The 19,789-nt window shown below is 71.2% G+C and carries 15 protein-coding genes and 1 pseudogene; 4 read left to right on the plus strand and 12 right to left on the minus strand.

Going from position 1 to position 19,789, the window contains the following annotated elements; genetic code table 11:
* Positions 1–113: 113 nt before the first annotated feature.
* Genes KDY119_RS11355 through KDY119_RS11365 form a run of 3 tightly spaced genes read right to left on the minus strand, consistent with a single transcriptional unit; the run spans position 114 to position 3,399 of the window.
* A complete protein-coding gene (locus KDY119_RS11355; protein ID WP_036949542.1) occupies positions 114–1,022 on the minus strand; it encodes a carbohydrate ABC transporter permease in 909 nt (302 codons plus the stop codon).
* Positions 1,019–2,020, minus strand: a complete 1,002-nt coding sequence (locus KDY119_RS11360; protein ID WP_083890782.1) for a carbohydrate ABC transporter permease — start codon at positions 2,018–2,020, stop codon at positions 1,019–1,021. Before KDY119_RS11360 ends, KDY119_RS11355 begins: the two co-directional genes overlap by 4 nt.
* 17 nt (positions 2,021–2,037) lie before the next feature.
* On the minus strand, positions 2,038–3,399 hold the full coding sequence (locus KDY119_RS11365; protein ID WP_227994315.1) for an ABC transporter substrate-binding protein: 1,362 nt from the start codon (positions 3,397–3,399) through the stop codon (positions 2,038–2,040).
* Between the two features lie 248 nt (positions 3,400–3,647).
* On the opposite strand from KDY119_RS11365, the gene KDY119_RS11370 reads away from it, so the two are divergent.
* The 3 genes from KDY119_RS11370 (at position 3,648) to KDY119_RS11380 (ending at position 7,179) form a co-directional block, all read left to right on the plus strand.
* Entirely contained in the window at positions 3,648–4,805 is a 1,158-nt protein-coding gene (locus tag KDY119_RS11370; protein WP_036949538.1) for an ROK family transcriptional regulator, read from the plus strand.
* A gap of 74 nt (positions 4,806–4,879) precedes the next feature.
* Positions 4,880–6,139: a 6-phospho-beta-glucosidase gene (locus tag KDY119_RS11375; protein WP_036949536.1), complete on the plus strand. Its 1,260-nt coding sequence runs from the start codon at positions 4,880–4,882 to the stop codon at positions 6,137–6,139.
* Positions 6,127–7,179: an N-acetylglucosamine kinase gene (locus KDY119_RS11380; RefSeq protein ID WP_227994316.1), complete on the plus strand. Its 1,053-nt coding sequence runs from the start codon at positions 6,127–6,129 to the stop codon at positions 7,177–7,179. The genes KDY119_RS11375 and KDY119_RS11380 overlap by 13 nt, the downstream gene beginning before the upstream one ends.
* Positions 7,180–7,216: 37 nt before the next feature.
* On the opposite strand, the gene KDY119_RS19110 is transcribed toward KDY119_RS11380, so the two are convergent.
* The 9 genes and pseudogenes from KDY119_RS19110 to KDY119_RS11425 all read right to left on the minus strand — a co-directional run bounded on the left by KDY119_RS19110 (position 7,217) and on the right by KDY119_RS11425 (position 18,705).
* Complete coding sequence (locus KDY119_RS19110; RefSeq protein ID WP_036949532.1) at positions 7,217–8,836, minus strand: ABC-F family ATP-binding cassette domain-containing protein; 1,620 nt, start codon at positions 8,834–8,836, stop codon at positions 7,217–7,219.
* Between the two features lie 232 nt (positions 8,837–9,068).
* Positions 9,069–10,268, minus strand: a pseudogene (locus KDY119_RS19410) (threonine/serine ThrE exporter family protein); the annotation flags it as partial.
* Positions 10,269–10,386: 118 nt separating this feature from the next.
* On the minus strand, positions 10,387–11,637 hold the full coding sequence (locus KDY119_RS11395; RefSeq protein ID WP_036949526.1) for an arginine deiminase: 1,251 nt from the start codon (positions 11,635–11,637) through the stop codon (positions 10,387–10,389).
* A gap of 61 nt (positions 11,638–11,698) precedes the next feature.
* Positions 11,699–13,156 carry a basic amino acid/polyamine antiporter gene (locus tag KDY119_RS11400; protein WP_036949524.1) on the minus strand — a complete coding sequence of 486 codons (1,458 nt, stop codon included), beginning with the start codon at positions 13,154–13,156 and terminating at the stop codon, positions 11,699–11,701.
* 117 nt (positions 13,157–13,273) lie between these two features.
* Positions 13,274–14,467 carry a LacI family DNA-binding transcriptional regulator gene (locus KDY119_RS11405; protein ID WP_227994317.1) on the minus strand — a complete coding sequence of 398 codons (1,194 nt, stop codon included), beginning with the start codon at positions 14,465–14,467 and terminating at the stop codon, positions 13,274–13,276.
* Positions 14,464–15,504 (minus strand): hydroxyacid dehydrogenase, encoded by a 1,041-nt coding sequence (locus tag KDY119_RS11410; RefSeq protein WP_227994318.1) that lies wholly within the window; start codon positions 15,502–15,504, stop codon positions 14,464–14,466. Before KDY119_RS11410 ends, KDY119_RS11405 begins: the two co-directional genes overlap by 4 nt.
* Positions 15,501–16,397 carry a carbohydrate ABC transporter permease gene (locus tag KDY119_RS11415; RefSeq protein WP_036949522.1) on the minus strand — a complete coding sequence of 299 codons (897 nt, stop codon included), beginning with the start codon at positions 16,395–16,397 and terminating at the stop codon, positions 15,501–15,503. Before KDY119_RS11415 ends, KDY119_RS11410 begins: the two co-directional genes overlap by 4 nt.
* A gap of 20 nt (positions 16,398–16,417) precedes the next feature.
* Positions 16,418–17,386 carry a carbohydrate ABC transporter permease gene (locus tag KDY119_RS11420; RefSeq protein WP_153022326.1) on the minus strand — a complete coding sequence of 323 codons (969 nt, stop codon included), beginning with the start codon at positions 17,384–17,386 and terminating at the stop codon, positions 16,418–16,420.
* Positions 17,383–18,705: an ABC transporter substrate-binding protein gene (locus KDY119_RS11425; protein WP_083890781.1), complete on the minus strand. Its 1,323-nt coding sequence runs from the start codon at positions 18,703–18,705 to the stop codon at positions 17,383–17,385. Before KDY119_RS11425 ends, KDY119_RS11420 begins: the two co-directional genes overlap by 4 nt.
* Positions 18,706–18,896: 191 nt before the next feature.
* Here KDY119_RS11425 and KDY119_RS11430 point away from each other — a divergent pair, with 191 nt between their 5' ends.
* Positions 18,897–19,706, plus strand: coding sequence for a sugar phosphate isomerase/epimerase family protein (locus KDY119_RS11430; RefSeq protein ID WP_153022327.1), 810 nt, complete (start codon positions 18,897–18,899; stop codon positions 19,704–19,706).
* The last annotated feature ends 83 nt before the right edge of the window (positions 19,707–19,789 follow it).

The following is a 19,789-nucleotide window of genomic DNA, read 5'->3' on the forward strand; positions in this document are numbered from 1 at the left end:
GCCCACGGCCGGTCGGGCGACGCACGCGGCCGCCCCGTCGGACGGGACGGAGCGGCCGCAGGGTCCGGGGCGACCGGCGCACGCGTGCGCCGCGCAGGTGTCACCCCTGACCGTCACCCCTTGACGCCGGTGAGCGTCACCCCCTCCACGAAAGCGCGCTGCGCGAAGAAGAAGAGCACCACGACCGGCACCATCACCAGCATCGTGAGGGCCATCGTCGTCGACCAGTCGACGGAGTGCGCGCCCTTGAAGGTCGCCATGCCGAGGGCCACCGGCCAGTGCGCCGGGTCGGACTCCGAGGTGTAGAGCAGCGGTCCGTAGTAGTCGTTCCACGAGTGGAAGAACAGGAACATCGCGGTCGCGGCGATGCCCGGCTTCGCCATGGGCAGGACGACCTTCCAGATCACCCGGAGCTCACCCGCGCCGTCGATCCGTGCCGCCTCCGCGTACTCGTTCGGGATCGTGAGGAAGAACTGGCGGAGCAGGAAGATCGAGAAGGCGTCACCCAGGAGGTTCGGCAGGATCAGCGGCCAGAGGGTCCCGGTGAGATGGAGCTTGGTCCACATGACGTACTGCGGGATCGTGACGACCTGCGGCGGCAGCAGCATGGCGACGATGATGGCGAGGAAGATCAGGTTCGCACCACGGAACTCGATCCTGGCCAGCGCGTACGCGGCGGGCACCGACGAGACGAGCATGAACGCCGTCGCGAGGACCGCGTACATGGCCGAGTTCCCGAACCACGCGGCGAGCGGCGCGACGTCGAACACGTGGACGTAGTTGCTCCACGCCCAGTGGTCCGGCCACAGGCTCGAGGTGAGCGCCTGGTCGTTGTTCATCACCGAGGTGAGGAACACGAAGACGACGGGGGCGACGAAGAGCACCGCGAGCGCGACGAGCACGACGTGCTCCGCGACCCACAGCAGGACCGGCTGACGACGGCGGCGCTCGCGGGCGGGCTGGGGTGTCCCGGCCGCGCGGGCACCGGCGGTGACGTCGAGGGTGGCGTCGAGCTGCGTCATGATCCGCTCCCGGTGAAGGCCTTGGTCCGGCGGAGCAGGAACACCACGAACCCGCCCGCGACGACGAACAGCACCACGGCGAGCGCCGAGGCGTAGCCGAGCGCGTAGTTGCTGAAGCCCTCGACGTAGAGCCACTGCGGGTAGGTGAGCGTCGACCCCTCGGGGTAGCCGAGACCCGCACCCGTCCCTTCGCCGACGAGCGCCTTGCCTGACGCCACCCCGGCCGCGACGGCAGCCTCGGTGAAGTACTGCAGCGCTGCGATCACCCCCGTGACGACGGAGAAGACGATGACGGGCCGCAGGTTCGGGATCGTGATGAACCAGGCCTTCTGGTACCCCTTGGCACCGTCGATCGAGGCCGCCTCGTACTGGTCGCGCGGCACGTCGAGCAGGGCGGCCAGGATGATGATCATGACGTCGCCCATCATCCAGATGGCCAGCAGGAGGAGCGACGGCTTGGCCCAGTGCGGGTCGTTGAACCACAGCGGCCCCTCGATGCCGAACACCTTGAGGATCCGGTTGACGGGTCCGAGGCCCGGGTTGAACAGGTAGACGAACGCGAGCACGGACGCCACCGGCGGCACGAGCGCGGGCAGGTAGAAGATCGTGCGGAACACGCCGGTGGTGCGCCGCGGGCGCGTGAGCAGCGCCGCGACGGCGGCCGCGCAGACGATCCGGATCGGCACCATGAAGACGACGAACCAGAGCGTGTTCCGCGCCGCCTGCACGACGCTGGGGTCCTGCGTGAAGAGGTACTTGTAGTTCGCGAGCCCCACCCACCGCGGCGACGACACGAGGTCGTAGTGCGTGAACGAGTAGAAGACGGTCGCGACCAGCGGGTACACGAAGAAGATGAGGAGGCCGAGCAGCGCCGGGGACACGAGCAGCAGGGCGACCCGCTGCCGGTGCCGCCGCAGGCCCGAACGCCGGCGGGTGGCCGGCCCCCCGGCCGGGGTGCGGGGCACCCCGGCCGGGCGGGTTTCAGTGAGCGTGGTCATGGCTGACGTCGTCCCGCTCAGGGCACCGAGTTGAGGGAGGCGGCGGCGTTGATCTGGTCGTCCACCTTCTTCAGCTGCGCGTCGAGGTCGCTCGTGCCGGGCGTCGTCTGGTACTTCTGCCACCAGTCGGCGAACGCGAGCTGGTAGCCCGCTCCGTTCGGGCTCGGCGGCGTCGTCAGGCTGTTCTTGTCCTGCGCGATCTTGAGGAACGTCTCGAAGTGCGGGTCGCGGACCAGGTCCGGGGAGTCGAACGCGGACGAGATCGTCGGCACGTTCTGCAGGCCGTTCGCCAGCTTGACGACGGCCGACGTGTCGGCGGTGAGGTACTTGAGGAGGGCCCAGGCGAGCTCCGGGTTCTTGGAGCCCTTGGCGATCCCGCCGATGTTGCCGGTGATGTACCCGCCGCCGTAGAGGTCCGTGTGGTCGGCCGCGGTCGGGAACGGCACCGTCCCGTAGTCGACCTTGGGCGCCTGGTCCTTCATGAACGCGACGCGCCACTCGCCGTCGAGGTTCATCGCGACGCGACCGATCTCGAAGTCGTTCTGCGCGGAGAACTCGTCGGCGCTCGCCGCGGTGAACTTCTTCAGCTTGTCGATGCCGATCTTCTCGGCGAACGACTTCTGCCACTCGATCAGCTCCTTCCAGCCCGGGTCGGAGCCGACGACGGACTTGCCGTCGTCGTCGAGCCACTTCGCGCCGGTCGCGGAGGCGAGGTGGGCGGGCGCCATCTCCTGGTAGCCCATCCACGGGTTGAACCCGAGCGTCTTGATGGAGCCGTCGGAGTTGTAGGTGGTGAGCTTGAGCGCGTCGGACTCGAGCTCGTCGAGCGTCTTCGGCGGCGCGTCGATGCCCGCCTTCGAGAGCAGGGCCTTGTTGTAGTAGAGGCCGTAGGTGTCGGCCAGGACGGGCATCGCGCACCGCTTGCCGTCGAACTCGGTGTAGTTGCGGGCGGTGGGGAGCAGCTGGCCGATGTCGACCTTGTCGCGCGCGATGTACTTGGCGAGGTCCTGGAAGGCGCCCGACTGGCAGAAGTTCCCGACGATGTCGGTCGAGTAGGAGATCGCGACGTCGACGTCGTTGCCGGCCGCGATCGCCTTGCGGAGCTTCTCGTCGTCCTGCCCGGAGTGCACGACGACCTTGACGTCGGGGTTGGCCTTCTCGAAGTCGTCGACGACTCCCTGGATGACCTTGGCCTCGCGGTCGGAGAAGAAGTGCCACAGGCTCACGGTCCCGGACAGGTGGGTGGGTGCGGCCGAGGCGATCTTCTGGTCGGCTCCGCCGTCGCTGCCGCTCCCGCAGGCGGACAGGGCGAACGTCGCCGCACCCGCGACGACGGCGACGGCCGCCACACGAGTGCGGGCTCGGGGGGTGATTCTCACGGCTTCCTCCAGCGTCGAGCCATGTCCTTATGGACAAGATTCCTGACAGTGTGCACCCAGATCCGTTTCCTGCCAAGGTCTGGGATGTTACGGGAAGATCTCATCGACACTCATCGACGCAGACTCACCGGTACGGAGGCTTCTGTGGGCTGGGTCACGTTCGCCCCTGCCCTTACTGACAGGACTCCTGCTAGCATCCTGCTCATCCGCTGCCGCCCGGCAGCCCCCCGACGAGAGCGAGGTCCGTGATGCCCGGTCCCTCCGGCCCCGCCCTGGTGGGCGCGCTCAACGACCGCCGTGTCGTCGAGCTCATGCTCGAGCACGGCCCCCTGACCCGTGCCCGCATCAGCACGCTCAGCGGGCTGTCGAAGCAGACCGCTGCGCAGGCGGTGACGCGACTCGAGAACAAGGGCATCATCGCCCCCGTCGCGCGCGTCTCGGCCGGGCGCGGCCCCGACGCCTCGGCGTACGACGCGGTCGACACCGGCCACGTCGGCGTCGCCGTCGCCGTCGACCAGGACGCGGTCGCCGCGACGGTCCTCGACGTCAAGGGCACCGAGCTCGGCACGGTGCGGCGCCCCCGCGAGCTGGCTGCCGGCGTCGGTGAGCTCGCGGAGGTCGTCACCGCCGCCTGCCGGTCCGCCGGCGTTCCCCGCGACGGCCTCGACCTCGCCGTGGTCGGCGTGTCGGCCTCGGTCGACCCGGTCACCGACGCGCTGCGGTTCGCCGACGACTTCCCCGGCTGGCCGGCGTCGGGCGTACGGCGCGCGCTCGCCGACGCGCTCGGGTGCGACGTCCAGCTCGACAACGACGTGAAGCTCGCGGCCGTCGCGGAGCGCGAGCACGGTGCGGGCCGCGGCACCCCGGGCTTCGTCGAGCTCTGGTCGGGGCCGGGTGTCGGCCTCGCGGTCGACCTCGCGGGCATCGTCGTCCAGGGCGTCGCCGGCGCCGCGGGCGAGATCGGCTACCTGCCGGTGCCGGCCGAGATCCAGCTCACCGACCCGGTCGAGCCGGCCACGCTCCACCACCTGCTCAGCCTCGAGGCGGTACGCGAGCTCGCAGCCCGCGGTACGCCGGGGACGGCCGCGCTCGACGACGCCGCTGCGACGGCTGCGGTCGTCGCGGACGACGAGAAGCTCAACACCCTCGCCCGCCGCATCGCGCTGTCGGTCGCGCCCGTGCTCGCGACGCTCGACCCCGGCCTCCTCGTGCTCGCGGGGCCACCGGCCACCGCGGGCGGGGACAGGCTCGCGGGCCTCGTCGCGCACTGGCTCTCGGCCTCCACGCCGTGGCACACCCGGGTCGCGGCGAGCGAGGTCGACGACGCGGTGCTGCAGGGAGCGCGCGACCTCCTCTGCCAGGGCCTCCGCGACCGGCTGCTCGCCGCGGCCGGCCGGGTCGACTGAGACCACCGGGGCGGCGAGGTCGCCCCGCTCCACCGCCGGCCCACGGGCCGGCACACGAACGACAGGACGAAGAGATGAAGCTGGCAGTGGTAGGCGGCGGGTCGACGTACACGCCCGAGCTCGTCGACGGGTTCGGACGGCTGCGGGACCAGCTCCCCGTCGACGAGCTCGCGCTCGTCGACATCGACCCGCGACGCCTCGCCCTCGTGGGGGGCATGGCGCAGCGCATGTTCGCCCGCGTCGGCCACCCGGGCAAGGTGACGCTGCACGACGACGTCGCGTCGGGCGTCGCGGACGCGGACGTCGTCCTCGTCCAGCTGCGCGTCGGCGGTCAGGACGCGCGGCAGGGAGACGAGACGTTTCCCCACGAGGCCGGCGTGCTCGGCCAGGAGACCACCGGGCCCGGCGGCTTCGCGAAGGCCCTGCGCACCGTGCCCGTCGTCCTGGACGTGGCGGAGCAGGTCAGGCGCCACGCCAGCCCGGACGCGTGGATCGTCGACTTCACCAACCCGGTGGGCATCGTCACGCGGGCTCTGCTCGAGGCCGGCCACCGCGCCGTCGGGCTGTGCAACGTCGCGATCGGGTTCCAGCGCCGGTTCGCGCGCCTGCTCGACGTCGACCACCGCGCCGTGAGGCTCGACCACGTCGGCCTCAACCACCTCACCTGGGAGCTCGGCGTCCACGTCGGCGAGCGCGAGGTCCTCGGCGACCTGCTGTCCACCCACCTCGGCGACCTCGCGTCCGAGGTCGAGCTCCCCGCCGAGCTGCTCTCGCTGCTCCGGTCCGTGCCGAGCTACTACCTGCGGTACTACTACGCGCACGACGAGGTCCTGCGCGAGCAGCTCCACGCCGCGACGCGCGCCGAGGCGGTCCGCGAGGTCGAGAACAAGCTGCTCGAGCTGTACGCGGACCCGCACGTCGACACCAAGCCCGACCTGCTCGAGAAGCGCGGGGGCGCCTACTACTCGGAGGCCGCGGTCGACCTGATCGCCTCGCTGCTCTCCGACGCCCGCGACGTCCAGGTCGTGAACCTCCGCAACGGCGGCTCGCTGCCGTTCCTGCCCGACGACCACGTCATCGAGGTCCCCGCCACGATCACGGCCGACGGCCCGGTCGCCGTCGACCTCCCGCAGCTCTCCCCCGACCTCGCGGGGCTCGTCTCGCACGTCGCCGGGTACGAACGGCTCGCGCTCGACGCCGCCCTGCACGGCGGCCGCGACCGCGTGCGGCACGCCCTGCTCGCGCACCCGCTGGTCGGGCAGTGGGACCGCGCCGAGAAGCTCACCGACCTCCTCCTCGCAGCCAACAAGGACCACCTCGCATGGGCACGATGACCGCCGACGACGTGCCCCGCGCGCACGTGCCCGACCCACGCGGTCGGGTCGTCGTCGCGGTCGACGGAGGCGGGTCGAAGACCGACGCCGTCGCCGTCGACCTGGACGGCACCGTCCTCGGCTTCGGCCGTGGCGGGGCCTCGAACGCGCAGACCCGGGGCCTCGCCACGGCGGTCGGCGTCGTCGACGCGCTCGTCTCGCGGGTGCGAGCCGAGGCGGCGCTGCCCGTGGCCGCCGTCGGCGCCTACCTCGCGGGCCTCGACCTCCCCCAGGAGATCACCGCGTTCCGCGCGGCGGTGTCCGACCTGGCGTGGGCTCACGACGCGCCCGTGCACCTGGACAACGACATGTTCGCCCTGCTCCGCACTGGCACGGACGCGCCCGACGCCGTCGCCGTCGTGTGCGGGACGGGCATCAACTGCGTGGGCGTCCGCGCCGACGGCCGCGACGCCCGGTTCCCCGCGCTCGGGCCGATCTCGGGCGACTGGGGCGGCGGGGCCGGCATCGCGCAGGAGGCTCTGTGGTACGCGGCGCGCGCCGAGGACGGCCGCGGCCGGCCCACGGCGTTCACGACGCTCATCCCCCGGCACTTCGGCGAGAGCGATCTCACCGCGGTCGTCGAGGGGCTCCACTTCGGCCGGATCGAGCACGACGACCTGACGAGCCTGGCGCCCGTCGTCCTCGCGGCCGCCCGCGAGGGTGACCCGGTGGCGCGGTCGATCGTCGACCGGCTCGGCGACGAGATCGGGCTCCTCGCCCGCGTCGCGCTCGAGCGGCTCGACCTGCACGACGTCCCGGTCCCCGTCGTCCTGGGCGGCGGCGTCCTGGCGGCGGAGGACCCCGGCCTGCTCGCCCGGGTGCACGACTTCCTCGCGCCCGCGTTCCCGCGCGCCGCGCTGGTGCCCACGCGCGAGCGACCGATCGTCGGCGCCGCCGTCCTCACCCTGGCGGACGCCGGTGCCCGGCCGGAGGCGATCGCCCGTGCCCGAGCGCAGGTCGCCGCGGTCGCGGACGCCGTCGCGGACGCTCCCGTGCGCTGACGGCGAGCCGTGGGCTGACGCGACCGGCGCGGCCGCGTCAGCGCACGCGCTCCACGCGGCGCTCGTCCCACACGGGCTCGGTGGACTCACGTACGACGCCGTCCGCCCCGAAGACCAGGAACCGGTCGAAGGACTTCGCGAACCAGCGGTCGTGGGTGACGGCGACGACGGTCCCGTCGAACGCCTCGAGGCCCTCCTGGAGCGCGTCCGCGGACTCGAGGTCGAGGTTGTCGGTCGGCTCGTCGAGCAGCAGCGCGGTGCAGCCGCTGAGCTCCAGGAGCAGGATCTGGAACCGCGCCTGCTGCCCGCCCGAGAGCTTCTCGAACGGTCGGTCCGCGGCGACGATCAGCTCGTAGCGACCGAGAATCGGCATGGCGCGGCCCTTGTCGTGCGCGTGGTCCTCCCAGAGGATCTCGAGCAGCGTGCGGCCGGCGAGCTCCGGGTGCGCGTGGGTCTGGGCGAACGAGCCCGGCACCACGCGGGCCCCCAGCCGCCACGACCCCGTGTGCGCGACGTGGCCGCCGCCCAGGAGCCGCAGGAAGTGGGACTTGCCCGACCCGTTGGAGCCGAGCACCGCGACCCGTTCGCCGTAGAAGATCTCGAGGTCGAACGGCTGCATCAGACCGGTCAGCTCGAGCCCCTCGCACGTGATCGCGCGCACGCCCGTCCGACCTCCACGCAGGTGCATCGTGATGTCCTGCTCACGCGGCGGCTCGGGCGGCGGGCCGGCCTCCTCGAACTTCCGCAACCGCGTCTGCGCAGCGCGGTAGCGCGACGCCATGTCCGGGCTGTTCGCGGCGGCCTGGCGCAGGTCCCGCACGAGGCGCACGAGCTGCGCGTGCTTCTCCTCCCAGCGCCGCCGCAGCTCCTCGAACCGCGCGAACCGCTGACGCCGCGCGGCGTGGAACGTCGCGAACGAGCCGCCGTGCACCCACGCGTCGGCGCCGCCCGGCGCCGGCTCGAGCGCCACGATCCGGTCCGCCACCCGGGCGAGCAGCTCACGGTCGTGGCTCACGAACAGCACGGTCTTGCGGGTGTTCCGGAGGGCGTCCTCGAGCCATCGCTTCCCGGGGACGTCGAGGTAGTTGTCCGGCTCGTCGAGCAGCAGCACCTCGTCCGGGCCGCGCAGCAGCGCCTCGAGCACGAGCCGCTTCTGCTCACCACCGGACAACGTCCGGACCTCGCGCCACTGCGCACGCTCGTACGGGACTCCGAGCGCCGCCGTCGTGCACTCGTCCCACAGGGTCTCGGCCTCGTAGCCGCGCGCGTCGGCCCAGTCCGCGAGCGCCTGCGCGTACGCCATCTGGGCCGCCTCGTCGTCGACCTCCATGACCGCGAGCTCGGCCCGGTCCACGGCCCGCGCCGCATCGCGGACGCGGTCCGGTGCGACCGAGACGAGCAGGTCGCGGACCGTGGTCGCGTCCCGCACGGAGCCCACGAACTGAGGCATCACGCCGAGCCCGCCGCTCCTCGTGACCGCGCCCGACGACGGCGCGAGCTCTCCCGTGAGCAGCCTCAGGAGCGTGGTCTTCCCGGCGCCGTTGGGGCCGACGAGCGCCGTCGCGCTGCCGTCGCCGACGCGGAACGACACGTCGTCGAGAAGGACCCTGCCGTCGGGGAGGACGTACTCGACGTGCGCGACCTCGAGGTGGCTCATGGGTCCCTCCGAACTCAGACGAAGGCTCCAGGCTTCCATGCGGCACCCGACGCGGTCGCGCTGTTTTCGGCGCGGGCGGGCGACACCTCAGGAGGCGTCGTCGTCGGCCGGACCCGCCTCTTCCGCCCTCCGGCGTGGCGGCACGAGCGCGCTCACGAGACGCGGCCCGTCGACGGCCGCCCCCCCGCGGCAGCCGCCCGCCGTGCGCACGTTCTGCGATGAGCTCGCCCAGCAGCGCGCCCGCCGCGACGGCGAGAGCGACCCCGACGGCGGTGATGCCCGCGAACAGCCCGCCGAGGTCCCGGATCGCCGCCCGGGTCAGTGCCACGTACGCGGTGAGGCCGGGGAGCAAGGGCACCGACGAGGCCACGAGGACGATCAGAGCCGGCACCTGAAGCCTCCGCGACCCGAAGTAGGCGCCGAAGCCGAGGACCAGCGCCCCCAGCCCCGCGGCCCACGCCCGGCCGACGCCGTTCTGGTAGCACAGCGCCGTCACCGCGGCGCCCACCCCGCCGAGCACCCCGACCACCGGCAGGAGCCGCCAGGCCCCGCGGCACTGGACGGCGAAGCCGACGGCGGCGGCCACGCCACCCGCCGCGACGAGCGGCACGTGGGCGAGGTCGGGCAGCCGGGGCACCGCCCCGAAGCTCACGCCGAGCAGCCGGCCCAGCATCAGCCCGCCGCTCACCCCGGCGAGGATGCCCGCGGTCGCGAGCAGGACGTCGAGCAGCCGGGCGACCGCCGTGAGCTCGAAGCCCGCGAGGGCGTCCTGGACCGCCCCCAGCAGGCCGAGCCCGGCGAGCAGCACGACGATGTTGGCCGCGATGACGAGGGACGGCGACACGGGCAGCGTCAGTGCCGTCGCGGCCACTGCGAAGAGGGCCGCACACAGCCCACCCGCCGCCTGGACGTAGAAGCCCGGGATGCGGAAGGACCAGAGCCACGCGCGCAGCCACGCGATCGACACGGCGGCGAGCAGCGCGATCACCATGACGAGCACGTTCCCGCCGAGCCCGGTCGCGATGCCGACCCCTGTCAGGCCCGCCCCCAGCACGGCGCGGGCGTCCCGGTAGGAGCGGCGCGGGCGGCTCGCCGCCGTCAGCGCCCGTTCAGCCCCGGCCAGGTCGAGCTCGCCGGCGAGCACCGCGGCGACGAGCCGCGACACGGCCGTCAGCTCGGCGAAGTCCATCGGCCGACGCGTGACCTTGCGACGCAGCACCAGCGGCGGGTCGTGCGGACCCTGCGGCTGGACCACGACGAGCGTGCGGTTCGTGACGTCCGCGTCGACATCGCGCAGCCCGAGCCCCCGGCAGACCGCGCTGACGGTCGCGTTCACGTCGGACGCCCCGGCACCGTTGGCGAGGAGCGACTCGCCGATGTCGGTGGCGAGCCGCAGGATCCGCGGGCCGTTCGCCACCGATCCGCTCACCATGCCGGGCGCCCGGCCGTGAGCAGGTGGTCACCGCGGCGGCCCGTCGGGACCCACGGCAGGACGGACTGCGGCATCGAGGCCCCGGGTGACGGGGACACCCCGAACGTCCCGCCGTGCATCAGTCGACCGGGTCGCGCACGATCGGGCAGGTCATGCAGTGCCCGCCTCCGCGACCGCGGCCGAGCTCGGCGCCCACGATCGTGATGACCTCGACACCGGCCTTGCGGAGCAGGGTGTTGGTGAGCGTGTTCCGGTCGTACGTGATCACGACACCTGGCTCGAGCGCGACCGCGTTGTTGCCGCTGTCCCACTGCTGGCGCTCGGACTGGTACACGTCGCCGCCCGTCTCGATCACGCGCAGGTCCGTCAGCCCCATCGCCCGGGCGACCACGTCGACGAACCGCGCCTCGCCTTCGTCGACGATCGCGACGCCCGGGGCGTCGTCCGACGGCAGGAGCGTGAACGTGTGTATCGCGTCGACGATCGTCGGGTACGACGTGACCACGTCGCGGTCCACGAAGGTGAACACGGTGTCGAGGTGCATCGCGGACCGCAGCTTGGGCATCCCGGCGACGACGACGCGTTCGGCCGCACCGTGCGCGAAGAGCTCGCGGGCCACCTGCGTGATCGCCTGCCGCGACGTGCGCTCCGACATCCCCATCAGGACGACCCCGTCCCCCACCGGCATGATGTCGCCGCCTTCGAACGTGGCCTGCCCCCAGTCCTGCTCCGGGTCGCCCCACCAGACCGTCGAGTCCTTGAAGTCGGGGTGGAACTGGTAGATCGCCTTGTAGAGCAAGGTCTCGTCCTTGCGTGCCGGCCAGAACAGGGGGTTGAGCGTCAGCCCGCCGTAGAGCCAGCACGTGGTGTCCCGGGTGTACAGCGTGTTGGGCAGCGGGGGCAGGAGGTACTCGCGAGCCCCGGTCTGCTCTCTCGCCAGCGCCGCGTAACCGGGACGGAAGTCACCCGGAAGGTCGGCCGTGGCGAGGCCGCCGATCAGGTGCTCCGCGAGCTGGCGCGGCGTGAGGCTCTCCAGGAAGGCGCGCGTCGGGTCCACGAGCCCCAGGCCCACCGTGTTGGGGACGATGGTGCGGTCCAGGATCCAGTCCCGCGCCCCGGCCAGCCCGAGCGTCGCGGTCATGAGATCGTGCAGCTCGACCACCTCGACCCCGCGCTGCGTCATCTTGTTCACGAAGTCGGCGTGGTCGCGCTGCGCGTTCTCCACCCACATGACGTCGTCGAACAACAGCTCGTCGGCGTTGCTCGGGGTGAGCCGCCGGTGCGCCAGGCCCGGCGAGCACACGAGCACCTTGCGCAGTCGTCCCACCTCGGAGTGGACCCCGGACGGGACGGTCGTCGTGCCGTTCATGTGCTGTTCCCTTCCTTGCCTCCTTGCCGGATCGAGTCCGGACCTTCGGGCGATATGCGGGCTAGATGGTCAGGTGCCCGGTCCACAGACCCGCCGCCGCCACCAGTGCAGAGATCACCACCACGGCGCACAACGCGGCCTCGGTCAGCGTGAACAGACGCTTCCCGTGCTCCGAGCGGGCCTTGACGTAGAGGATCGTGAGCGGAGCCAGGATCAGGGTGCTGAGCAGCAGGAACTTCAGCCCCGCCGCCACGAAGAGGAAGACGATGTAGACCGTCGCGGCGCCCGCGAAGATCGCCTCCCTGCGTTGCACTCGTTGCGGCACGCCGTCGTAACCCTCGCCCGTGAGCGCGAGCTTGAGCCCGTAGGTGGCGGCGAGGAAGTACGGGATGAGTGCGAAGCTCGTGCACAGGTCGAGCAGGAAGTTGAGCGCGTCGTCCACGAAGACGGTGAGGAGGAGCAGGCACTGCACCGCGATCGACGTCACCACCAGGGCGGACACCGGGGCGCCGCTGGCGTTCTCACGGCCGAGGAACTCCGGGAGGTCGTCGCTGCGCGCCGGCATGTACATGATCTCCGCGGCCATCAGGGTCCACGCGAGGTAAGCCCCGAGCACGGACACGATGATCGCGACGGAGATGAAGGTCTTGCCCCAGCCACCGACGACCGACTCGAACACGCCGATCATCGACGGCTGGCGGGTCGCGGCGATCTCGGCCCGCGGCATGACCGAGTAGCTGGACAAGGTGACGAGAGCGAAGAGCGAGAGCACGCTCAGCAGCCCGAGCACGGTGGCGCGCCCCACGTCCTGTCGGCGCCTGGCGTAGCGCGAGTACACGCTCGCCCCTTCGATCCCGATGAACACGAAGGTGGTGACGATCATGGTGTTCTTGACCTGCTGCGTCAGCGGGCCGAGGCCGGAGTACGCGAAGAAGTTGTCGCTGAAGACCCCGGCGTCCAGGCTCACCAGCAGCACGACGATGAAGACCAGGATCGGGATGATCTTGAAGCCCGTGACGATACGGTTGACGACGGCCGCGTTCCGCACCCCGCGGGTGATCAGGTAGTGGAAGAACCACACCCCGACGGTCGCCAAGGCGACGGCGAGCACGGTGTCGCCGTCGCCGAAGCCCGACCAGAACGTGCCGAGCGTCGCCGACATGAACACCCAGTAGAACGTGTTGCCGGCCACCGCGCTCGCCCAGAACCCGATCGCCGAGTTGAACCCGACGTAGTCGCCGAAACCGGCCTTGGCGTAGATGAACACCCCGGCGTTGAGGTCGGGCTTGCGGATCGCCAGGTTCTGGAAGACGAAGGCCAGCATGAGCATCCCCGCGCCGGCGATGAGCCACGCGATCAGGGAACCCAGGATCCCGGTGGCCACGCCGAACCGTGCCGGGAGCGAGAACACGCCCGCCCCCACCATGCTGCCGACCACCATCGCGGTGAGCGTCGGCACGCTCATCTTCTTGACGTCGTGCGTGTCCGTCGTCGACAGCGCAGCCTCCGGGGTCGTCATCCGTCCTCCGCTTCGTCCGCTCGTGGCCGCTGCCGCCGGTCGTCGCCGTGGAGGCACGACACCTCTCACCTGACGATGGACGGTGGCTCGGTCGACCGTGACAGGCCTGTCCCGACGTTACGGGCGTGTGCGCTGGTTGTCGTCCGCTGGGGCGGTGGCGTCTTCTCGGTGCGCGGGCGTGCTCGAGCGGCGCACCACGAGGGTCGGCCTGAGCCTCACCTGCTGCGGTCCGTCGACGTCGTCGCTCCGGAGCCGCTGGAGCAGCATCTCCGCGGACATCCGGCCCAGCTGGTACTTGCGCGGCGAGACTGCTGTGAGGGGGATCTCGGCGACGTCGGCGTACTCGTTGTCGTAGGAGACGACCGCGAGGTCCTCCGGGATCCGGAGGCCTGCCCTGCGTGCCGCCGCGATGAGCAGGATCGCCTCGCGGTCGCCGAAGCACAGGACACCGGTGCAGCCCTCCCGCACGATCCGCTGGACGGCGAGGTCGGCGCGCTCCGGCGTCCACGCCTCGCGAGGGGCACCGTCCACCATCCCGGTCACGTGCAGGTCACTGACCGCCCGACCGAAGCCGACCTCGATCGGCGCCGCAGCGGGCCCGAGGCTTCGGCGGACGGCGAGCGCGATCCGGCGGTGTCCTGCCGCGTACAGGTGGCGGACCGCGTCGTAGGCGCCGCCCTCGTGGTCGGTGCACACGTGGTACGTGTCGTCTGCCGGGCCGGCACCGGAGAGGCGACGTTCGACGAGCACGACCGGGACGGGAATCTCCGCGACCCGGGCGAGGTGCTTCGCGACGTCGCCGTCGGACGGCTCGATGAGCGGGGTGTAGAGGAGCCCGTCGATGCCGGCCGCGAGCAGCCCGGCGAGCGCCTCCTTCTCGACCGCGGGGTCGTACTGCGACGACGCATAGACGAGCCGCGCCCCGTTCTCGGCGAGCACCTCCTCGATCCCCTGCAGGATCGGCGGGAAGTAGGCGGCCGTGTCCGGCACGAGGACGCCGACGACCGTCCGTCCCAGCTGCCGGTCGGGGGCCTCGTCGACGTACGTGCCCGAACCCTGGCGACGGACGATCAGCCCGGCCTCCTCGAGCTCGTCGAACGCGTGCCGCACCGTGGTCAGCGAGCAGCCCGACTCGGCCGCGATCTCACGCAGGGTCGGCAGGCGTGCGCCGGGCGGCCACGTCGTGTCGAGGATCCGGCGCCGCATCTCGCCGACGAGCCTCCGGTACTTCAGCTCGCGGCGCTCCCCGCCACCCAGGTCGTGCGCGCCCGACGCGCGGCCCTGGCCCGACGCCTTGTTCTGCGAGGTCACGCGCTCACCTCGAGCCGGGTCGCGACCACCGCTCCGACGAGCTCCTCGCCGCGTGCGAGGCGCTCGATCTCGTCGACGGCGAAGTCGCCGAGGAGCCGCAGCTCCGTGCCGCTCGACCCCGCGATATGAGGCGTCACGAAGACGTTCTCGAGTGCCAGCAGAGGGTGGTCGGACGGCAGCGGCTCGGGATCGGTGACGTCGAGCACGGCGTCGATGCGACCCGTGGCGCACTCCTCGACCAATGCGTCCGTGTCGACGAGGCGCCCCCGCGCTGTGTTCACCAGCACGGCTCCGTCGCGCAGCCTGCTCAGGAGGCTCGCGTCGATCATGTGCACGGTGTCGGCGAGGAGCGGGGCGTGGACCGACACGACGTCGCTGCGGTCGAAGAGCTCCTCCAGCCCGACGAGCTCGACGCCCATCGCGCGCGCCTCGGCGGCAGGCAGGTACGGGTCGGCCACGACGACCCGGTTGCCGGTGGGTACCAGCGCCTCGATCACGAGGCGTCCGATCCGGGACGCCCCGACGATGCCGATCACGCGGTCGACCGACCCCGAGTCAGGGTTGGTCGAGTAGTCGAGGTGCTGGCCGGCCCGGTACCGCGCAGCCAGCCTGAACGCGCGCTTCGTGGCGAGCTGGATGACGCTCGCCGTGTACTGGGCGACCGGCACGGCGTTGACCGAGCCGGCGGACGACACGGTGAGCCTCGACAGTGCGTCGTCCGAGACCAGCCACTTGACGGAGCCCGCCGCGTGCACGACGGCGCGCAGCCGCGGCGCCGCGGCGAGGACCGCCTCCCCGATCCGTGGGCTGCCCCAGCCGGTCAGCAGCACGTCGACCTCACCGACGCCCGACCGGGCGGGATCCCTCCGCACGAGCTCGGGACTGAGCGCGACCACGTCCGCGAAGTCGGCGAGTCGCCGGCGCGCCTCGGCCGACAGGACCAGCGCGGCCAGCTCCTCCTCGAGGAGGATGCCGACGACCGGCCGCGGAAGACCCCCGGCCGCCGTCCCGAGCCCTCGGGAGATCGTCGCCGTCACTTGCCCGCCCCCAGGGTCATGCCGTCGATGATCTGCCGTGCGAGGAACGCGTACGCGACGATCATCGGGACGACGACCAGCGCGATCCCGGCGAACATGCCGGCCCAGTCCGCCCCGGAGTACTGCATCGTCTGCAGGAAGTTGTAGAGCGCGAGCGGCAGCGTCTGCAGCGCCCGGTCCTGGATGAAGACGAGCGCGAAGAACGTCTCGCCCCAGTGCTGGATCACGTTGAGGATCAGCAGCGTGATGATCCCCGAACGCGCGAGGGGGAAGACGATGCGCCAGAAGACGTACAGGGGCGACGCCCCGTCGAGCGCGGCGGCCTCCTCGACCTCCTGGGGAAGCGAACGGAAGAAGGCGGTGAGGAAGAAGACCGCGAACGGCATCGACGTCGCCGTGTACAGCAGCCAGAGCCCGGCGAGGTTGTTGACGAGACCGAGGTGCGACATCACGACGTACAGCGGCAGGAAGACCGCGAAGCTCGGCACGCCGAGTCCCACGGCGAAGAACGCGGTCAGTCCGCTGCTTCCCCGGCCTCCCAGCCGGGTCAGTGCGTAGGCGGCCGGTGCGGCCAGCAGGACGGTCGCGGCCGCCGTGCCCACCACCAGGACGACCGAGTTGAAGGTCGCGGCGGCGAAGTCGCCGCTCGTCCACGCCCGCGCGTAGTTGTCGAGGTGCAGGCTGCTCGGCAGGGACCACGGGGACTCGAGGATCGAGCGCGTGTCCTTGACCGACGAGAACAGGATCCACACCACCACCCCGGCGTTGGCCGCGACGACCAACCACACGATCGGTGACGCGACGAGACGACGGAACCAGCCGCCGGAGCGGCGGACACGGACTGGCCGGCGGGAACGTGAGCGGGGCACCAGCGGGGTCGAGAGGGAAGTCATGGTCGTCCTTTCGGTGTCACTCAGAACTCGACCGCGTCGCGCCGCATGAGACGTCGGAGACCGACGACCAGCACGGCGACCAGGGCGAGGATGACCACGGCGCTCGCAGCAGAGGCTCCGTACGCGGGGATGCCGCCCGAGGGATAGACCGCCGCGTACGCGAAGAGGGCGGAAGTCCAGGTGTTGGTGGGCGGGAGAGAGCCGCTCGCCCCCGCCATCGCGAGGACGAACTCGAAGGTCTTGACGGAGTTGATCGTCCAGAGCACGGCGCACACGCCCACGACGTCCCAGGACAGGGGCAGCGTGACGTGCCGGAACACCTGCCACGCGTTCGCGCCGGCGAGGGAGCAGTCCTCGTAGAGGTAGGGCGGGATCCGGTCGACGCTCGCCATCAGGATGGTGGTGTAGAACCCGGTGCTCGTCCACACGATGCCCAGGACGATCATCTGGAACTGGTGCTCGCTGGCGAGCCACTCTGGCGGGTGCGCCATGCCGAGCCGTTCGAGGATCGTGTTGACGAGCCCGTCCGCCTGGAAGAGGAAGCCCCAGAGGATCGACAGCACCAGCGCGGGCACGATGGTCGGGAAGAAGATCACGGCACGGGCGAACTTCCGCCCTGGCATGTCCCGCAGCAGCATGGTGAGGACGAAGCTGATCGCAAAGGTCGCGAACCCGCCGACCAGCAGCAGCACCAGCATGTTCCCGAACGACTGCCGGAAGACGGGGTCCTGGAAGATGTGCGTGTAGTTCTTGATCCCGACCCACTCCATCGGCCCGGAGCCGGCCCACTTGTTGAAGCTGATGAAGACGGTTCCGGCCAAGGGTGCGACGAGGAAGAGCAGGTACAGCGCGAGGGCCGGGGCGACGAAGGGCAGGAAGAGACGCCGGCGGCCGCGCTCGAACGAGCTCCCGCGCGCGCGGGTGCGCCGTGCCAGTGTGCTGCTCGGGGCCGTCCGGCGCTCCACGAGCGGCTCCGCGGTGGCCGTCATGAGTTCCGCTTCCAGTAGGAGACGGACTGGCTCTTGACCTGCGCGATGAACTGCGCGGCGGTCAGCTTGCCCTTGATCAGCTTGTCGTTGAGCGGCTGGAACACCTTCGTGTTCCAGTCGGCGTAGTCGTTCACCACGCTGTCGGTGGAGTTGTAGAGCGTGGTGGCCGCGTTGAGGATCTTCTGCGGGTCTGCCATCACGGGCGACATCGTGACGTCCGGTCGCGCCACGATCGTCTGCGACGTCTTCGCGTAGTTCTCGATCTGGTCCTTCTGGTACATGAACTCGATGAACTTCTCGGCCGCGGCCTTGTGGTCGGACTTGGCGGGGACGACCCAGCCGGCGATGTCGGCCGACGCAAGTTTGTCACCGGAGTACCCGTTGTTGGGGAAGGTGGCCGCGGCGTACGTCGCACCGCTCGCCGCGTAGGGGGCGACCTCCTGCGGCAGCCACGAGCCCATGAGCATGAACTGGGCCTTGTTCGTCGCCCACTTCTGCTGGCCTGCCGGGAACTTCGAGGCGTCGTAGCCGTCGACGAAGTAGCCACCCTTGGCGAGCTCCTCGACCTGCTGCGCCGCCTCGAGGTACCCGGGTTGGTCCCATGTGGCGCCCGTCTTGTCCCCTGCCGCCGCGTGGAACGATCCCGGTCCGAGCTTGTTCACGACGAGCGCCGTGTACCAGAACTGGTTGTACGTGGGGATGTCGCCGTCGAGCGAGATCGGCGTCTGGCCGGCCTCCTTCTGCTTCTTCAGGTAGGCGAGGAACGAGGCCCAGGTCGACAGGTCGGACGCGCTCGGCTTCGTCTTCGCGGCGTTGTACCACAGCGCGTAGTTCGTCACCGTGAACGGGATGATGTTGACCTTGCCCCCGAAGGTGCCGAGCTTCTGGTACTTCTCCGGGATCACCTGGCCGACGGTCTTGTCCTCGCCGGTGACCTTCTGGTCGTAGACGGCCGAGAGGTCGGCCGCGGTTCCGGTCGGGACCATGATCGACTGGACGTTGGCCGTGGCCTGCTCGATCAGGTCCGCCGCGGGCGACCCGTTGAGGGTGGGCTGAAGCTTCTGGAGCACCTGCCGGCCCTGCCACTGGACCTTCACGGTGATGCCGGTCTGCTTCTCGAACTCGGCGATCGACTGCTTCAGCGCCTTGGCGGGCGCCTCGCTCTCCTGCCACATCGACCAGTAGGTGAAGCTCTTGTCGGAGCTGCCGGACGATCCTCCCGAACCGCCGCTGCAGCTGGCGAGCAGCGCCACTGCTGCGACCGCGCCGGTCGAGAGGAGGAACGTGCGTCGTGCGCGATGTGTGCGTCGTCGGTCCATCGTGATCCCGTGCCTGTCTCTTCGTGGGTGCGGAGGCGTGTGCTCCGCGAGCCCGTTCAACCCGAGCTTGCCGGCAGCCTAGGGACACAAAAAGTGATCAATGAAGACACATTCTCGAGCACAAATGTAAACATCGTGTTGCCCGCACCTTCGACGCCCCGGTACGGCGGCCGTGAGCTAGCGTCCGAGCCATGCCACTCGCCTTCTCCACCCTCGGCTGCCCGCACGCCCCGGTCTCCGACGTCGTCGACCTCGCCGTGCGGCACGGCGTCGATGGGGTCGAGCTACGGGCCTCGGACGACGGCCCGGTGCACGTCGGGCTCCCGCAGCGCGGCCGCGACGCCGTCCGCCGCGCGCTGGAGGACCGCGGGCTGACGGCCCTCGCGCTCGACAGCTACGTCCGGGTCCGCGCGCCCGGCGACGACCGGCGGCTCGCGGCCGACCTCGACGCCCACCTCGACCTCGCGGCACAGCTCGGCTGCACCTACCTGCGGATCTTTCCCGGCGGGGACCCCGCCGACCTCGACGGCGACGCGCGGGCCGCGCACCGGATCGCCGAGGCCGCCGCCCCCGCGCGGGTGCGCGGGATTCGGCTCGCTCTCGAGACCCACGACAGCCGGCCACGCGGGCACGACGTCGCGAGGATCCTCCACGAGGCCGGCCGCCTCGCAGCTTCCGACGAGAGCAGCCTCGCTGCCGTGTGGGACGTCCTGCATCCCTGGCGAGCGGGCGAGGCGCCGTCGGCGACCGCGTCCGCGCTGGGCCGACGCCTCGCGTACGTGCAGGTGAAGGACTCGAGGCCGGGGCCGTCAGGGCCGCTCACCACGGTCGGCGACGGCGCGGTCCCCCTCGACGACGTGGTCCGCGCGGTGGACGCTCTCGGGCGAGGACGCCACGACGTCTGGTGGTCCCTCGAGTGGGAACGCGCCTGGCACCCCGAGCTGCCCGATCTGGAGGTCGCCCTGACCGGGTTTCGAACCTGGTGGGACCGCCTCGGCTGAGGTGGACACACTCGCTCGCAAGTGTGTCTTGATTGCTCCTTCCGAACGCGCGTTGAGTGCCGTCATGCTGCGGTGGCGCCGTC

Origin of the sequence: Luteimicrobium xylanilyticum (genome assembly GCF_009429125.1) — a bacterium.
Classification (GTDB): Bacteria; Actinomycetota; Actinomycetes; order Actinomycetales; family Cellulomonadaceae; genus Luteimicrobium; species Luteimicrobium xylanilyticum.

Excerpts from the sequence above, each read along its gene's own strand:
- KDY119_RS11425 (WP_083890781.1), bottom strand. The coding sequence starts at position 18,705 with ATGGACCGACGACGCACACATCGCGCACGACGCACGTTCCTCCTCTCG.
- KDY119_RS11360 (WP_083890782.1), bottom strand. The coding sequence starts at position 2,020 with ATGACCACGCTCACTGAAACCCGCCCGGCCGGGGTGCCCCGCACCCCG.
- KDY119_RS11395 (WP_036949526.1), bottom strand. The coding sequence starts at position 11,637 with ATGAACGGCACGACGACCGTCCCGTCCGGGGTCCACTCCGAGGTGGGA.
- KDY119_RS11430 (WP_153022327.1), top strand. The coding sequence starts at position 18,897 with ATGCCACTCGCCTTCTCCACCCTCGGCTGCCCGCACGCCCCGGTCTCC.
- KDY119_RS11415 (WP_036949522.1), bottom strand. The coding sequence starts at position 16,397 with ATGACTTCCCTCTCGACCCCGCTGGTGCCCCGCTCACGTTCCCGCCGG.
- KDY119_RS11355 (WP_036949542.1), bottom strand. The coding sequence starts at position 1,022 with ATGACGCAGCTCGACGCCACCCTCGACGTCACCGCCGGTGCCCGCGCG.
- KDY119_RS11400 (WP_036949524.1), bottom strand. The coding sequence starts at position 13,156 with ATGACGACCCCGGAGGCTGCGCTGTCGACGACGGACACGCACGACGTC.
- KDY119_RS11380 (WP_227994316.1), top strand. The coding sequence starts at position 6,127 with ATGGGCACGATGACCGCCGACGACGTGCCCCGCGCGCACGTGCCCGAC.
- KDY119_RS19110 (WP_036949532.1), bottom strand. The coding sequence starts at position 8,836 with ATGAGCCACCTCGAGGTCGCGCACGTCGAGTACGTCCTCCCCGACGGC.
- KDY119_RS11375 (WP_036949536.1), top strand. The coding sequence starts at position 4,880 with ATGAAGCTGGCAGTGGTAGGCGGCGGGTCGACGTACACGCCCGAGCTC.
- KDY119_RS11420 (WP_153022326.1), bottom strand. The coding sequence starts at position 17,386 with ATGACGGCCACCGCGGAGCCGCTCGTGGAGCGCCGGACGGCCCCGAGC.
- KDY119_RS11370 (WP_036949538.1), top strand. The coding sequence starts at position 3,648 with ATGCCCGGTCCCTCCGGCCCCGCCCTGGTGGGCGCGCTCAACGACCGC.